The sequence below is a fragment of the Lentzea terrae genome (assembly GCF_003265345.1).
GTDB classification, from domain to species: Bacteria; Actinomycetota; Actinomycetes; order Mycobacteriales; family Pseudonocardiaceae; genus Lentzea; species Lentzea terrae.
On the sequence record NZ_QFWW01000016.1, the window covers coordinates 14,603 to 28,835 of the forward strand.

A 14,233-nucleotide genomic window follows, 5' to 3' on the forward strand; every position below is an offset into this window, starting at 1 on the left:
TTGCTTTGGAGGGGCTCATGGCCGGTGATCCAAGCAGGCAAACGGTTTCAGCCGTGCTCGACCGCGCCGCTGCGCTCTTCGGCGACGCGGAGGCGTTGGTGGACGGCGAGGTTCGCCTCACCTACACCGCGCTGCGGGCACAGGTGCACACCGCGGCGCGCGCACTCATCGGGATGGGTGTGCAGCCGGGCGATCGGGTCGCCCTGTGCGCGCCGAACTCGCGGCATTGGGTCGTCGCGGCGCTCGGGGCGTTGCACGCCGGTGCCGCGCTCGTGCCGATCAACACCAGGTTCACCGCGACCGAGACGCTCGACGTGCTGCAGCGCAGCAAGGCCCGTGCGTTCCTGGTGGAGGGCTCGTTCCTGGGCCGCGACCGGCTCGCCGAACTGCAGGGCCAGTCGCTGCCCGAGATCATCGTCCGACTACCCGTCGAGTGGCTCGACTGGGCCACGAACCTGCCGTCGCTCGATCCGGACCAGCTGTGCGACGTCATGTTCACGTCCGGCACGACGGGGCGCAGCAAGGGTGCGATGAGCGCGCACCGGCAGTCGCTCGGCGTGGCGGAGGCGTGGGCGTCGTGCGGCGAGCTGTCGTCGGCGGACCGGTATCTGATCGTCAACCCGTTCTTCCACACGTTCGGCTACAAGGCGGGGATCCTCGCCTGTCTGCTGCGCGGCGCGACGATGGTGCCGCAGCCGGTGTTCGACGTCGCCGAGACGATGCGGCTGATCGAACGGGAACGCATCACCGTGCTGCCCGGCCCGCCGACGATCTACCAGACTCTGCTCGACCACCCGGATCGTTCGTCTTTCGACCTGTCCAGCCTGCGACTCGCGGTGACCGGGGCGGCAGTCGTGCCGGTGGCTCTGGTGGAGCGGATGCAGTCGGAGCTGTCGTTCTCGACCGTGCTCACCGCGTACGGGCTCACCGAGGCCGTGGTGGCGACCATGTGCCGTCCCGACGATCCGCCGTCGGTCGTCGCGCACACGTGCGGGCGGCCGATGGCGGACTTCGAGCTCCGGCTGGGCGAGCAGGACGAGGTGTTGCTGCGAGGGCCGAACGTGATGCTCGGCTACCTCGACGACCCGGAGGCGACTTCGGCGGCAGTTGACTCCGAGGGCTGGCTGCACACCGGCGATGTCGGCCGGATCGACGAACGGGGATATTTGTCGATCACGGACCGGCTCAAGGACATGTACATCTGCGGCGGGTTCAACGTGTACCCGGCCGAGATCGAGCAGGCGCTGGCCCGGCTGCCGGGGGTCGCCGAATCGGCCGTGGTGGGAATGGCGGACGCGCGGCTCGGCGAGGTCGGCGTCGCGCACGTCGTGACGTCGCCCGGCTTCTCCTTGACCTCGGACGACGTGATCGAGTTCTGCCGCTCGCGACTGGCGAACTACAAGGTGCCTCGCGCCGTCGAGTTCCACCCCGTGCTCCCCCGCAACGCCGGCGGCAAGGTCCTCAAACACCTACTGCGCAAGGAGAACGCGTGACAGTCTCGTATGAACGGCGGGACGCGGTCGCCGTCGTGACCATGAACCGGCCGGAGTACCGCAACGCGCAGAACTCGGCGATGACCTACGCGTTGGACGAGGCTTTCACCCGTGCCGTCAACGACTCGTCGGTGAAGGTGATCGTCCTCGCCGGTGCGGGCGACCACTTCTCGGCGGGCCACGACATCGGCTCGCCCGGCCGCGACGTCGACGTGTCGTTCGAGCGCAAAGCCGTGCTGTGGTGGGACCACGTGGGTCGTGAGGGCGGAGATCTCCGGTTCGCCCGTGAGATGGAGGTCTACCTCGGCATGTGCCGGCGGTGGCGGGAGATCCCGAAGCCGATGATCGCGATGGTGCAGGGCGCCTGCGTGGCGGGCGGCCTGATGCTGGCGTGGGTGTGCGACCTGATCGTGGCCGCCGAGGACGCGTTCTTCGCCGATCCCGTGGTGCGCATGGGAATTCCGGGCGTCGAGTACTTCGCCCACCCGTGGGTGCTCGGCCCGCGCGCCGCGAAGGAGGTGCTCTTCACCGGCGACCGGTTCTCGGCCCAGCGCGCCTACGAGTGGGGCATGGTCTCGCGCGTCGTGCCGCGCTCGTCGTTGGAGTCGTCCGTCTTCGAGCTGGCCGGGCGGATTTCCGCGATGCCGCAGTTCGGGCTGGCGCTGGCCAAGAAGGCGGTCAACCAGTCCGAGGACCTGATGGGGATGCGAGCCGGGATGGACTCCGTGTTCGGCCTGCACCACCTCGCGCACGCGCACAACGCCGAGGTCAGCCCCGACGCGCTGGCCGGCATGGATGCCCGGTCCATGAAGAAGGCCTCCGGCTGATGGATCTCGATCTGGACGCCGCGACCCTGGAGTTCCAGGCCGAAGTGCGGTCGTGGCTGGCTGCTCACGTCCGGCCGCTGTCCTCAATGGACACCTCGGCTGGCTTCGAAGAACATCGCGCGTGGGAGCGGGAGCTCGCCGACGCTCGGTTGTCGGTGGTGTCGTGGCCTTCGTCGTTCGGCGGGCGCGATCTCGGCTTGCTGCAGTGGCTGATCTTCGAAGAGGAGTACCACGCTGCGGGCGCTCCCGGCCGTGTCTCGCAGAACGGCATCTTTCTCCTGGCACCGACGTTGTTCTCGCACGGGACTCCGGAGCAGCAGGCCCGGATCTTGCCGCCGATGGCCCGTGGCGACGAGGTGTGGGCGCAGGCCTGGTCGGAGCCCGAGGCCGGATCAGACCTGGCGTCGTTGCGCAGCACGGCGGCACGTGTGGACGGCGGCTGGCTGTTGCGCGGTCAGAAGACCTGGAGCTCACGGGCGGCGTTCGCGGACCGGGCGTTCGGCCTCTTCCGGACGTCTGCGGAGGGACGGCACCGCGGCCTGACCTATCTGATGTTCGACCTGCGCGCTGACGGTGTTTCCGTCCGGCCCATCGCCCAACTCGACGGCGAACCGGGCTTCGCCGAGATCTTCCTGGACGACGTGTTCGTGCCGGACCACGACGTGATCGGCGCCGTCGGCGACGGCTGGCGGGTGGCGATGAGCACGGCCGGCAACGAGCGCGGGCTCTCCCTGCGCAGTCCTGGCCGGTTCGTCGCGGCCGCCGGACGTCTGGTCGAGTTGTACCGCAAGAACCCGGATCCGGCCTTGCGCGACCGGGTCGTCGACGCGTGGATCGGGGCGCAGGCCTACCGGCTGCACACGTTCGGCGCCTTGGGGAACCCGCCTACCGGGCCGGCGGCCAGCGTCACGAAGGTGTTCTGGTCGGAGCTGGACGTGGCGTTGCACGAGACCGCGCTGGACCTGCTGGGCGAGGTTCCCGGTGGGTGGCTGGACGGCTGGCTCTTCTCGCTGGCGGGGCCGATCTACGCCGGTACCAACGAGATCCAGCGCAACGTGATCGCCGAACGGATCCTGGGGTTGCCGCGATGATGTTCACGCTGTCGCCGGAACAGACGGACTTCGCGTCGGTGCTGCACGGGTTTCTCGGGGCGGGGAAGACCGATCTGGCCTCGCTCGGGGTCGACGAGGTCACCGACCCGGTGGACCTGGTCGTGGTGTTCGAGGAACTGGGGCACCACGCGGTGGCCGGGCCGCTGATCGAGTCGCTGGCCGTCCTGCCTTTCCTGGGCGTTGGTCCTGGTTCCGTGGCATTCCCGCCCGATGTTCCGCATGCGGTGGAGGCGGACCGCTACTTCCTCGTCGAGGGCGACGCCCTTCATGAAGCCTCGCCCGCCGCCGAACTGTCCTCGGTGGACCCCGCCCGTCGCCTCGTCGAACTGACCGCAGGCGCGACCATCGCCATCGGAATCCCTTCCGCCCGCGCCTTCGACCTCGGCGTCCTCACCTGCTCGGCCCAACTCCTCGGGCTGGGCCGGGCAATGCTGGAGATGACCACCGCCCACGTCCAGGCCCGCACCCAGTTCGGCAAGCCCATCGGCCAGTTCCAGGCGGTCAAACACCACCTGGCCAACGTCCTCATCGGACTGGAACTCGCCAGGCCACTGGTCTTCGGCGCCGCGGTGACCAGGACGACCCGCGACGTCTCCGCCGCCAAGGTCGCCACCTCCGACGCAGCCTGGCAGGCCGCCCGCACCGCCCTGCAGGTGCACGGCGCGATCGGCTACACCGCCGAGCACCCGCTCAGCCGGTTCCTGCTGCAGACCCGAGCCCTGCGCACCGCGTGGGGCAGCCCGTCGATGCACCGAGCGCGCGTGCTGGAGGCGTTGTGACACCGGAACAGGAAGCACTCCGCGACGCCGTCCGCAGCCTGCTCGAGAAGCACTCCGACGTCCGCGCGGCCATCGAGACGCCGCACGGCTACGACAAGGACCTGTGGGCCCGGTTGTGCGACATCGGGGTGCTGCCGATCCCCGAGGAATACGGCGGGTCCGGCGCCGGCCTCGCGGAAACCTGCATCGCACTGGAGGAACTCGGCCGCACCCTGACGCCGGCACCGTTGCTCTCGTCGACGATCGCCGCACAGGCTCTGGTGGCGACCGGCGACGAGGAGGCGTGCGGCCGACTGCTGCCGCGGATCGCGGACGGGGCGGTCGCCGCACTCGTCTGGCCCTGGGGCACCACCGAGATCACGGCAACCCCGGTCCTCGACCACCCCGAGATCACCACCGCCACCGCGGCACACGTCCTCGACGGCACCGCCCGCTACGTCCTGGACGGCGACGAAGCCGAAGTCCTGCTGGTGACGGACGGCGTCTCGGTGTTCGAAGCCGGCCAATCCGGCGTCACCCGCGAGCACACGCCGACGATGGATCCGACCCGCCGCCTCGCCACCATCCGCCTGAGCAATGCCGCCGCCACGCGTCTCGGCCCGTGGAAACACCAGGTCCGTGACGTCGCCCTGGCCGCACTCAGCGCGGAACAGGTCGGCGCGGCGACCAAAGCCCTGGAGCTCACCGTCGACCACACCAAGACCAGGGTTCAGTTCGGCCGACCGCTGGCGTCGTTCCAGGCGTTGAAGCACCGCATGGCCGACCTGCACGTCCTGGTGGAGACCGCGCGGTCAGCCGCGCTGGCCGCCACCGACGAGGTGTCGGCGGCGGTCGCGAAGGTGTACTGCTCGGAGGCGTTCTTCAAGGTCGCGGCCGAGATGGTCCAGCTGCACGGCGGCATCGCGATCACCTGGGAACACGACGCGCACCTGTACTTCAAGCGCGCGCACGGCAGCGCCCAGTTGTTCGGCAGTCCTCAAGATCACATCGGCCGCCTCTCCCGTTTCGCCCACCGGTAGTCGTTCCGCTACCTGCGCTCCGGCGTCGTGGACGAACGAATCCTGGATCCGGACGGCGCGCGTGATTGGCTGGCCGAGTGAAGACCTGCGCGACGGTCACCGACCTGTGTGCGCGGCTCGCGGGCCGGTTGGAGGACGACACGCTGCGTTCGGTGCGCGAGGACTACTTCGGCGGCGAGCCCGCGCAGGCCGAGGCGACGCTGCTGCCGGCCGCCGCGGTGACGGTGGCGCCGCAGATCTGGAGCGTCTAACCGGTCAGTCGCTCCAGCAGGCGCCGGAACTTCGGGCACTCCATGTGGGACGGTGCCGGGCAGGACGCGGCGTGCCGCAGCCCGTCCCGCATGACGGTCAACCGGCGGATCGTCGCGTCCAGTTCGTCCGCCTTGGCCGTGAGCAGCGCACGATCCAGGCGCGGGCTGCCGTCCGGGGCGAACATCACCGCGATCTCGTCGAGGGTGAACCCGGCCGCGCGGCCGACGGAGATCAGCGCCAGCCGCTGGAAAACGGCCTGGTCGAACACCCGCGTGAGGCCGCGCCGCCCGACCGAGCCGATCAGGCCGCGCTCCTCGTAGTAGCGCAGGGTGGAGGCGGGCACGCCGGACCGCCGGACCACCTCGCCGATTCCGAGTTCACCCATCACACTTGACCTCAAGCCGACTTGAAGTAGGACGGTACGAGCATGACACCAGAGGTCAACAGCGAACAGGCGGCACTGTGGAACGGCCCCGGTGGCCACGGCTGGGCCGCGGCACGGGACATGGTCGACGTGGTTCTCCAGCCGTACGAAGACCTGCTCGTCGCCGCGGCGAAGGAACGCCCGCGCACCGGCGTGCTCGACGTCGGGTGCGGGACCGGCGGCGTGATCAGGGCGATCGCGGCGGCGCTCGGTGACGTGCCGTGCGTCGGCGTCGACATCTCCGGCCCGCAGATCGCGGTGGCGCAGGAGACCGAGAACACGCGGTTCTTCCAGGCGGACGCGCAGGTGCACGCGTTCGAGCCGGAGTTCGACCTGATCGTCTCGCGGTTCGGGGTCATGTTCTTCGACGACCCGGTGGCGGCGTTCGGCAACCTCAGGACGGCCGCGAAACCCGGTGGCGAGCTGCGCGCTGTCGTGTGGCGCAGCAAGGACGAAAACCCGTTCATGACGACCGCCGAACGTGCCGTCACGACGCTGATCCCGGACCTGCCGGCGTTCGATCCCGACGGACCGGGACCGCATTCGCTCGCGGATCCCGACCGGGTGCGGCAGGTGCTCGGCGACAGCGGCTGGACCGCGATCGACCTCCGCGAGGTCGAACTGGACTGCACGATGCCCGAGGACGTGCTGCCGACGTACCTGACGATGCTCGGCCCGGTGGGGCGGGCCCTCCAGACCATGGCGGAGCAGGAGCGCGAAGAGATCCTGCGGACCGTGCTCCGGGAGTTCGACCCGTTCGTGCGGGACGGGGAAGTCCGCTTCCCGACGGCCTCGTGGGAGATCAGGGGTTCAGCTCCACTCTGATTGGCGTTGCCAGGTCATCAGGTTGTCGAGGACTTCGCCGGACCAGCCACGGGTGTCCAGCTCGGCGTGCACGGCGTAGCGGCCGCGGTAGAAAAGCAGCGGCTGCGCGTCGCGCACCGGGCCGAGCTCCACCACCGAGCCGACGACCATGTGGTGATCACCGCCGTCGTGCACCGCGGCGACCTGGCAGTCCACCCACGTGAGGGCGCCGTCGAGCACCGGGGCACCGGTGGCCGACGGCGTCCACGAGATGCCCGCGAACTTGTCCGCGCCTGCCTTGCCGAACACCGTCGACACGTCGCGCTGGTCCTCGGCCAGGACGTTCACGCAGAACGCACCGCTTTCCGACATGGCCGCCCAGCTGCCCGAAGTCCGTTGTGGACAGAACAGCACCAGCGGCGGGTCCAGGGACAGCGCCGCGAAGGCCTGGCAGGCGAACCCGACCGGACCTTCGGACGACATGCCAGTCACCACGGTCACCCCGGTGCAGAAGTGACCGAGCACCGAACGATAGCGGGCTACTTCTGGTAGCCCACGCTGAAGTCGTGTCCCCACAGGCTCACCGCCGTGCTCTCGCGTGCGATCCAGTCCTCATCGGACACCTGCCGTCCCTCGCAGCCGAACTCGACGTCGAACCCGCCAGGTGTCTTCATGTAGAACGACAGCATCAGGTCGTTGACGTGCCGGCCGAGCGTCGCCGACATCGGTACCTTGCGCCGCATCGCCCGGTCCAGCGTCAGGCCCACGTCGTCGGTGTTCTCCACCTCGACCATCAGGTGGACGATGCCGGAAGGCGTCGGCATCGGCAGGAACGCGAGGCTGTGGTGGCGCGGGTTGCAGCCGAAGAACCGCAGCCACGCCGGCGGCCCGTCAGCGGGTCGGCCGACGAACTGCGGAGGCAGCCGCATCGAGTCGCGCAACCGGAAGCCGAGCACGTCCCGGTAGAAGTGCAACGCCGCCTCGTCGTCCGAAGTGGACAGCACGACGTGCCCGAGGCCCTGCTCCTCGGTCACGAACCGGTGCCCGTACGGCGACACCACCCGCCGATGTTCCAAAGCCGCGCCGTGGAACACCTCCAGCACGTTGCCGGACGGGTCCTCGAACCGGATCAGCCCGTTCACCCGCCGTTCCGCCAGCTCGTCGGCGGATCCCTCGACGTAGGAGACACCCGCCGAGGCCAGGCGTTTCGCCACCTCTTCCAGCTCGGCCTCGGTGGCGGCCTCCCACCCGGAGGCCTGCAACCGGTCGCTCTCCCCCGGCACGATCACCAGCCGCGCCGGGAAGTCGTCCATCCGCAGGTACAGCGCACCCGGCGTAGAACCCTTGCCCTCGACCATGCCGAGGACCTTCAGTCCGAACTCACGCCACCGGTCCATGTCGGTGGCCTCGATCCGGAGATACCCCAGGGAACGGATACCCATCACGCCTCCGTCAGGAAGTCGGTGGCCAGGCGGTTGAACTCGTCGAACTTCTCCAGCTGCGCCCAGTGCCCGCATCCACCGAACACGTGCAGCTGCGCCCGCGGGATCAGCTTCAACGCCAGCAACGCGCCGTCCAGCGGGTTCACCCGGTCTTCCCGGCCCCAGACGAGCAGCACCCGTTGGCGCAACTTGTAAGCCTCCCGCCAGAGCATCCCCTGCTCGAAGTCGGGCCCGGCGAACGACTTGCCCAAAGCAGCCATGGCGCGCAACGACTCCGGCTGACGAGCCGCCTCGAACCGTTCGTCGATCAGCTCGTCGGTGATCAGCGACTGGTCGAACACCATGATCCGCAGGAACTCCTCGATCTTCTCCCGCGTGGGCGTCCGGGCGAACGCGCTGAGCTTCCGCACGCCCTCGGTCGGGTCCGGCGAGAACACGTTGAGGGACAACCCGCCCGGCCCCATCAGCACGAGCCTGCCCGCTCGTTTGCCGTGGTCCAGGGCGAACCGGACCGCGGTACCGCCGCCGAGCGAGTTGCCCAGGATGTGTGCCCGCTCGACGCCCAGCTCGTCGAGCAGGTCCTTCAAGGCCCTTGCCGCGAAGGTGAAGTACTGGTCGTGCTCCGCGGGTTTGTCGGACTGGCCGTAGCCGGGCAGGTCGACGGCCAGCACGCGGAACGACTTCGCGAACACCGGGATGTTGCGACCGAAGTTGCTCATCGCCGACGCACCGGGCCCGCCGCCGTGCAGCAGGACCAGCGTCTCCGCGTGGTCGGTCCCCGCTTCGTGGTAGTGCAACCTCGTCATCGAAAGTCCCCTCAGAACAGCCCGTCGCGGACCTGGATACCGAGCTCGTTCTTGCCGTACAGCACGAGCACGCGCTCCGGGTCGTTCGCCGCGTGCACCCGCGCGGCGTGCGCGTCACGCCAGAACCGCGGCAGCGGCAGACCGGCGTTGATCGCCTTGCCGCCGGCGCTCTCGAAGAGCCGGTCGATCGCGGAGATCGCCCGCGCGCTGCCCAGCACCTGGTCCCGGCGCGCCCGCAGCCGCATCTCGATCGGGATCTTGGTGCCGGCGACGGCGTGTTCCCACTCGTCGTTGATGTCCTTCTCCAGCTGCCACCACGCGGTGTCGATGTCGCTGGCCGCCGTGGCGATCCGCACCTGCGCGAACGGGTCGTCGACCGACTTCTCGCCCAGGTAAGCGGCCCGGACGCGCTCACGGGTCGCGCTGACGTGCACGTCGTAGGCGCCGGCCGCCATGCCGATCATCGGCGCGGTGATCGCGTACGGGTGGATCGTCCCGTACGGCATGCGGAACAACGGGCCGGGATTGACGTCCTGGCCGGGGCAGATGCACCGCGCGGTGTGCATCATGCTCAACGTGCGGTGTTCCGGCACGAACACGTCCGACACCACGATGTCGTTGCTGCCCGTGCCGCGCAGGCCGACCGTGTCCCAGACGTCGTTGATCGTGTAGTCGGCGATCGGCAGCAGGAACGTGCGGAAGTCGACCGGCTTGCCCTCGTCGTTCATCACCAGGCCGCCGAGCAGCACCCAGGTGGCGTGGTCGCAGCCGGACGAGAAGCTCCACTTGCCGCTGAACCGGAAGCCGCCGTCGACCGGCGTCGCGCGGCCCGTCGGCGCGTACGACGAGGAGATGCGCGTGTCCTGGTCCTCACCGAACACCTCGTCCTGCGCCTGCGCGTCGAACAGCCCGACGTGCCACGGGTGCACGCCCAGCACGGACGCGACCCAGCCCGTCGACCCGCACGCGCTCGCGATCAGCTTGACCGCCTCGTAGAACGCCAGCGGATGCGTCTCGAACCCGCCGTGCCGCACCGGCTGCAGCATCCGGAAGAACCCGGTCTCCTGCAACGCCTTCACCGACTCCGGCGGCACCTTGCGCAGCTCTTCCGCCTCCGCCGCGCGGTCCCGCAACGCAGGAAGCAGCTCCCGCACCTTGCCGAGGATTTCCTCGCTCATCGGACGTTCTCCCTGCTCAGCTCCAGTGCGATATCGATCAGCTGGTCCTCTTGCCCGCCGACGAGCTTGCGCTCCCCCGCCCGGACGAGGATCTGCGCGCCCGACACGCCATAGCGGTTCGCCTGCGTGTACGCGTGTTTGAGGAAGCTCGAGTAGACGCCCGCGTAACCCATCATCAGCGCCATCCGGTCGAGCAGGCACTCCTCCGGCATGACGGGCCGGACGACGTCCTCGGCCGCGTCCACGATCTTGAAGAAGTCGACGCCCGTCTCGAAACCGAGCTTGTCGCACACCCCGACGAACGCCTCCAACGGCGTGTTTCCCGCGCCCGCACCGAATCCGCGCACGCTGCCGTCGATCTGCTTCGCGCCGGCCCGTGCCGCGGCGACCGAGTTCGCGACGCTCAGCCCGAGGTTCTCGTGCCCGTGGAACCCGACCTGCGCGTCCTCACCCAGTTCGGCGACCAGCGCTTCGACCCGATCCGAAACCTGTTCCAGCACAAGCGCTCCGGCCGAGTCGACCACGTACACGCACTGGCATCCGGCGTCGGCCATGATCCTTGCCTGCTTCGCCAACGCTTCCGGCGGTTGCGAGTGCGCCATCATCAGGAACCCGACGGTCTCCAGGCCCCGCTCGCGAGCCAATGCGAAGTGCTGCACGGAGACGTCGGCTTCGGTGCAGTGCGTGGCGATCCGGACGATCGACGCGCCGTTGTCCTGCGAAACAAGAATGTCGTCCTTGACGCCCACGCCCGGCAGCATCAGCACGGCGATCTTGGCCTGCTGGGCCGTCTCGACCGCGACCTTGATCAGCTCTTGTTCGGGCGTGTGGCTGAAGCCGTAGTTGAACGACGACCCGCCGAGCCCGTCGCCGTGCGTCACCTCGATCACCGGCACCCCGGCGCCGTCGAGTGCCGCGACGATCGACCGCACGTCCTCGACCGTGAACTGGTGCCGCTTGTGGTGCGAGCCGTCACGCAGTGACGTGTCGGTCAGCCGCAGCTGCATTGGCGATCTCCTCCCCCACCTTGGTCGCGGCGGCCGTCATGATGTCGAGGTTCCCGGCGTACGTCGGCAGGAAGTCACCGGCACCCTCGATCTCCACGAAGATCGCCACTCGCCCGGCGTCGAACTGCGGTTCCCTCAACAACCGGAAACCCGGCACGTACGAACGGATGGCGGTTTCCATCCTCGCGATCGAGTCCGTGATCAGGTCCGGATCGGCGTCCTCGGGGATCGCGCAGAAGATCGTGTCGCGCATGATCATCGGCGGGTCCGCCGGGTTCAGCACGATGATCGCCTTGCCGCGCTCGGCTCCCCCGATCTCCTCGATGCCACGACTGGTCGTGCGGGTGAACTCGTCGATGTTGGCCCGCGTCCCGGGTCCCGCCGACACCGACGCCACACTCGCCACGATCTCCGCGTACGACACCGGCACCACCCGGGACACCGAATGCACCATCGGAATCGTGGCCTGGCCACCACACGTGATCAGGTTGATGTTGGGCGCGTCCTGGTGCGCGCCGAGGTTGACCGGCGGCACCACGTACGGCCCGACCGCCGCCGGCGTCAGGTCGATCGCCCGGATGCCCGCCTCCGCGTAGCGCGGCGCGTTGGCCCGGTGCACCGCCGCGGACGTCGCCTCGAACACGATGTCCGGCAGCTCGTCCTGACGCAGCAACCACTCCGCGCCGTCGACCGACACCTCCAGGCCCAGCGACGCCGCGCGTTTGAGGCCCTCGCTGGCCGGGTCGATGCCCACCATCCAACGCGGTTCCAACGCCGGCGAGCGCAGGAGCTTGTAGAGCAGGTCGGTGCCGATGTTGCCGGAGCCGACGATGGCCGCCTTCACACAGTCACCCCTATTCGAATTTCAGGTCGACAGAACCAAGTCCGGCGAACTCGGCGTGGAACTCGTCGCCCGGCCGCGCGTCGATCGCCCGCGTGCACGAACCCGGCAGCACGATGTCGCCGGCCAGCAGCCGGACGCCGAACGAGGCGACCTTCTCCGCGAGCCACGCCACCGCGATCGCCGGATCGCCCAGCACCGCGTCACCACGTCCTTCGGCAACCACTTCACCGTTGCGCCGCAAGGTGGCCGCGACCGCGCCGATGTCCAGATCGGACGGACGAACGCGCTCGGTGCCCAGCATGAACCCGGCCGACGACGCGTTGTCCGCGATCGTGTCCTGCAAGCCGATCTTCCAGTCGATGATCCGGCTGTCGATCAGCTCGATCGCCGGTGCGACGAACTCGGTGGCCGCCAGCACGTCCTCGACCGTGCAGCCCTCCCCAGGCAGGTCCTGGGCCAGCAGGAACGCGATCTCCACCTCGACCCGCGGGTACAGGTACGCCGAGGCGTCCGCCGTTCCGGCCAGTTGCATGTCGTCGAGCAGGTGGCCGTAGTCCGGTTCGTCGACGCCCATCATCTGCTGCATCGCCAACGACGACAGGCCGACCTTGTGGCCGATCACGTCGCGGTTGCGGTGCCGGACGTTGAGCAGCTGGATCTCGTACGCGTCCACCACGTCGATCTCCGGGTACAGCTCGACCAGCGGCTTGATCGGCACGCGGTCCCGTTCCGCCACGCGCAGCAGCTCGGCGGCGGCCTCCCTCTTCTGGATCGTCAGCACCTGGCCTCCTTCACGACGTGCATCCCCGCGCGGCGGCCGGAGAAGACGCAGTCGGCGAGCGCGAGCCCGCTGACGTAGGACTCCGAGCACACCCCGACGGCCGACCGGCCCGCCGCGTACAGGCCGGGAACTCCGGGCACCTGCCCGGTTTCCTCGTCGACGACGAGTCCGCCGAGCGTCAGCATCGGGCAGGGGTAACCGAACCCGGCCCGCACCGACACGTTGATCAGCGAGTAGGGCGGCGTTCCGAACGGTTCAGGCGTGCCGATCCCTGCCTTGGCCGCCGCTTCCTCGATCGTCGGCGCGCTGACCAGCCCGCGGTTCAGGAAGTAGCGGACCTGCCACCGCTGGAACCGCGCTGTCTGGGTGCGGACTTGAGCACGTGCCACGCGCAGGATGTCGTCGTCGATCAGCAGCCACGCCTTGCCGTCGCGCCGCACGATCTCGCTGCCGATGGCCGCGCCGTACCTGGTCGGATCACCAAAGCTCTGACCAGCGGAATCCACGAGCACACCGCGTTGCAACGCGCTGGGCGGCGTGATGAACCGCCACACCGAGACCTTGTCCATCCGCGCGGTCTTGCCGCCGGCAGCGACCCCGAGCCTGATCCCGGCACCGTCGTCGCCAGGCGTGCCGAGCGCGAGGCCACCGCGATGCGCAGGAGCGTTCTCGTGCACCATCGGCCGGTTCGCGATGAACCCACCGGCCGAGATGACGACGCCTTGCCGCGCGGTGACCACCAGAGACCGCGCAAAACGCCGTTCCAGCCACGCCGCCAGCGCGAACAGCCTCCTGCCGAGCGGCGGGTAGTAGAGCCAGGGCTTGGCTCCCGCACTGGACAACATCCCGTGGAGGGCTCGCGGCAGGCCGGAGAGAGTCCGGCACCGGACGCCGGTGACCCGGCCGTCAGCAGTGATCAACTCGGTGGCGCGGCTCTGCGGCATGATCCGCACGCCTGCCCGCCGGGTCGCCTCGGCCAAGCGGGCGAAGAAGACCTTGCCGGACGTGCCTTTCGCCCTGGTCCGGTGCCCGCGCGGCGCAGGGTCCGGGTAGGCGTCCTCGCTGCCGGACTGGTACAGGTAGTAGTCGTCCGTCGGATATGAGGTCTTGAACGGGCAGACGCTCGCGGAGAACGGCACGCCCTGGTCCTCCAGCCAGGCCAGCATCTTGGCGCTGTCCTCGCAGAACCGGCGCAACGTCGCCGCGGACACCGCGTCCCCGACCTCGTGCTTCAGGTACTCGAACATCGCGTCGGGCGTGTCGGTCACCCCGGCCTCGACCTGCTGCCGCGTCCCACCGCCCGCGTAGACGACGCCGCCGGACAACGCCGTCGCGCCGCCACCCGCGAACCGGTCCAGGACCACCACGGACGCACCGGCCGCCGCAGCCTCGATGGCGGCGCACGCGCCGGCAGCACCGAAACCGATGACGACCACGTCCGCGGAGACCTCCACGCTTAACCCTC

The 14,233-nt window shown here is 69.3% G+C and carries 16 protein-coding genes; 7 read left to right on the forward strand and 9 right to left on the reverse strand.

Annotated elements, in window-relative coordinates:
* Positions 1-17 precede the first annotated feature (17 nt).
* From DI276_RS21010 to DI276_RS50115, 6 genes are all read left to right on the forward strand, one after another.
* Positions 18-1,493: a FadD3 family acyl-CoA ligase gene (locus tag DI276_RS21010; RefSeq protein ID WP_112265935.1), complete on the forward strand. Its 1,476-nt coding sequence runs from the start codon at positions 18-20 to the stop codon at positions 1,491-1,493.
* The gene (locus DI276_RS21015) at positions 1,490-2,320 is read left to right on the forward strand and encodes an enoyl-CoA hydratase (RefSeq protein ID WP_112265933.1); all 831 of its coding nucleotides are present in this window, start codon (positions 1,490-1,492) and stop codon (positions 2,318-2,320) included. Before DI276_RS21010 ends, DI276_RS21015 begins: the two co-directional genes overlap by 4 nt.
* Entirely contained in the window at positions 2,320-3,411 is a 1,092-nt protein-coding gene (locus DI276_RS21020) for an acyl-CoA dehydrogenase family protein (RefSeq protein ID WP_112265931.1), read from the forward strand. The genes DI276_RS21015 and DI276_RS21020 overlap by 1 nt, the downstream gene beginning before the upstream one ends.
* Entirely contained in the window at positions 3,408-4,211 is an 804-nt protein-coding gene (locus tag DI276_RS21025; protein WP_112265929.1) for an acyl-CoA dehydrogenase family protein, read from the forward strand. The genes DI276_RS21020 and DI276_RS21025 overlap by 4 nt, the downstream gene beginning before the upstream one ends.
* Positions 4,208-5,230 (forward strand): acyl-CoA dehydrogenase family protein, encoded by a 1,023-nt coding sequence (locus DI276_RS21030; RefSeq protein WP_112265927.1) that lies wholly within the window; start codon positions 4,208-4,210, stop codon positions 5,228-5,230. Before DI276_RS21025 ends, DI276_RS21030 begins: the two co-directional genes overlap by 4 nt.
* 77 nt (positions 5,231-5,307) lie before the next feature.
* Positions 5,308-5,481: a hypothetical protein gene (locus DI276_RS50115; RefSeq protein ID WP_157984849.1), complete on the forward strand. Its 174-nt coding sequence runs from the start codon at positions 5,308-5,310 to the stop codon at positions 5,479-5,481.
* Here DI276_RS50115 and DI276_RS21035 read toward each other — a convergent pair.
* Complete coding sequence (locus DI276_RS21035) at positions 5,478-5,867, reverse strand: helix-turn-helix domain-containing protein (protein WP_112265925.1); 390 nt, start codon at positions 5,865-5,867, stop codon at positions 5,478-5,480. The two genes, DI276_RS50115 and DI276_RS21035, sit on opposite strands and share 4 nt — an antisense overlap.
* A gap of 42 nt (positions 5,868-5,909) precedes the next feature.
* Between DI276_RS21035 and DI276_RS21040 the strand changes: the two genes are divergently transcribed.
* Positions 5,910-6,731, forward strand: coding sequence for a class I SAM-dependent methyltransferase (locus DI276_RS21040; RefSeq protein WP_112265923.1), 822 nt, complete (start codon positions 5,910-5,912; stop codon positions 6,729-6,731).
* Here the strand turns inward: DI276_RS21040 and hsaB are convergent.
* Genes hsaB through DI276_RS21080 form a run of 8 tightly spaced genes read right to left on the reverse strand, consistent with a single transcriptional unit; the run spans position 6,717 to position 14,222 of the window.
* On the reverse strand, positions 6,717-7,286 hold the full coding sequence (hsaB, locus tag DI276_RS21045) for a 3-hydroxy-9,10-secoandrosta-1,3,5(10)-triene-9,17-dione monooxygenase reductase subunit (RefSeq protein ID WP_232836797.1): 570 nt from the start codon (positions 7,284-7,286) through the stop codon (positions 6,717-6,719). The two genes, DI276_RS21040 and hsaB, sit on opposite strands and share 15 nt — an antisense overlap.
* The gene (gene hsaC / locus DI276_RS21050; RefSeq protein WP_112265921.1) at positions 7,250-8,152 is read right to left on the reverse strand and encodes an iron-dependent extradiol dioxygenase HsaC; all 903 of its coding nucleotides are present in this window, start codon (positions 8,150-8,152) and stop codon (positions 7,250-7,252) included. Before hsaC ends, hsaB begins: the two co-directional genes overlap by 37 nt.
* A complete protein-coding gene (gene hsaD, locus DI276_RS21055) occupies positions 8,152-8,958 on the reverse strand; it encodes a 4,5:9,10-diseco-3-hydroxy-5,9,17-trioxoandrosta-1(10),2-diene-4-oate hydrolase (RefSeq protein WP_112265919.1) in 807 nt (268 codons plus the stop codon). Before hsaD ends, hsaC begins: the two co-directional genes overlap by 1 nt.
* An 11-nt stretch (positions 8,959-8,969) precedes the next feature.
* Positions 8,970-10,136: a 3-hydroxy-9,10-secoandrosta-1,3,5(10)-triene-9,17-dione monooxygenase oxygenase subunit gene (gene hsaA / locus DI276_RS21060; RefSeq protein ID WP_112265917.1), complete on the reverse strand. Its 1,167-nt coding sequence runs from the start codon at positions 10,134-10,136 to the stop codon at positions 8,970-8,972.
* Positions 10,133-11,143 carry a 4-hydroxy-2-oxovalerate aldolase gene (gene dmpG / locus DI276_RS21065; protein ID WP_112265915.1) on the reverse strand — a complete coding sequence of 337 codons (1,011 nt, stop codon included), beginning with the start codon at positions 11,141-11,143 and terminating at the stop codon, positions 10,133-10,135. Before dmpG ends, hsaA begins: the two co-directional genes overlap by 4 nt.
* A complete protein-coding gene (locus DI276_RS21070) occupies positions 11,109-11,987 on the reverse strand; it encodes an acetaldehyde dehydrogenase (acetylating) (protein ID WP_112265913.1) in 879 nt (292 codons plus the stop codon). Before DI276_RS21070 ends, dmpG begins: the two co-directional genes overlap by 35 nt.
* 10 nt (positions 11,988-11,997) lie before the next feature.
* Complete coding sequence (locus tag DI276_RS21075; RefSeq protein WP_112265911.1) at positions 11,998-12,768, reverse strand: 2-keto-4-pentenoate hydratase; 771 nt, start codon at positions 12,766-12,768, stop codon at positions 11,998-12,000.
* Positions 12,762-14,222 (reverse strand): FAD-binding protein, encoded by a 1,461-nt coding sequence (locus tag DI276_RS21080; RefSeq protein ID WP_112265909.1) that lies wholly within the window; start codon positions 14,220-14,222, stop codon positions 12,762-12,764. The genes DI276_RS21075 and DI276_RS21080 overlap by 7 nt, the downstream gene beginning before the upstream one ends.
* Positions 14,223-14,233: the final 11 nt, after the last annotated feature.

Bases quoted from the DNA above. Each gene is read 5' to 3' on its own strand.
- DI276_RS21010 (WP_112265935.1), top strand. From the start codon at position 18: ATGGCCGGTGATCCAAGCAGGCAAACGGTTTCAGCCGTGCTCGACCGC.
- DI276_RS21020 (WP_112265931.1), top strand. From the start codon at position 2,320: ATGGATCTCGATCTGGACGCCGCGACCCTGGAGTTCCAGGCCGAAGTG.
- DI276_RS21025 (WP_112265929.1), top strand. From the start codon at position 3,408: ATGATGTTCACGCTGTCGCCGGAACAGACGGACTTCGCGTCGGTGCTG.
- DI276_RS21035 (WP_112265925.1), bottom strand. From the start codon at position 5,867: ATGGGTGAACTCGGAATCGGCGAGGTGGTCCGGCGGTCCGGCGTGCCC.
- DI276_RS21040 (WP_112265923.1), top strand. From the start codon at position 5,910: ATGACACCAGAGGTCAACAGCGAACAGGCGGCACTGTGGAACGGCCCC.
- hsaC (WP_112265921.1), bottom strand. From the start codon at position 8,152: ATGGGTATCCGTTCCCTGGGGTATCTCCGGATCGAGGCCACCGACATG.
- hsaD (WP_112265919.1), bottom strand. From the start codon at position 8,958: ATGACGAGGTTGCACTACCACGAAGCGGGGACCGACCACGCGGAGACG.
- hsaA (WP_112265917.1), bottom strand. From the start codon at position 10,136: ATGAGCGAGGAAATCCTCGGCAAGGTGCGGGAGCTGCTTCCTGCGTTG.
- dmpG (WP_112265915.1), bottom strand. From the start codon at position 11,143: ATGCAGCTGCGGCTGACCGACACGTCACTGCGTGACGGCTCGCACCAC.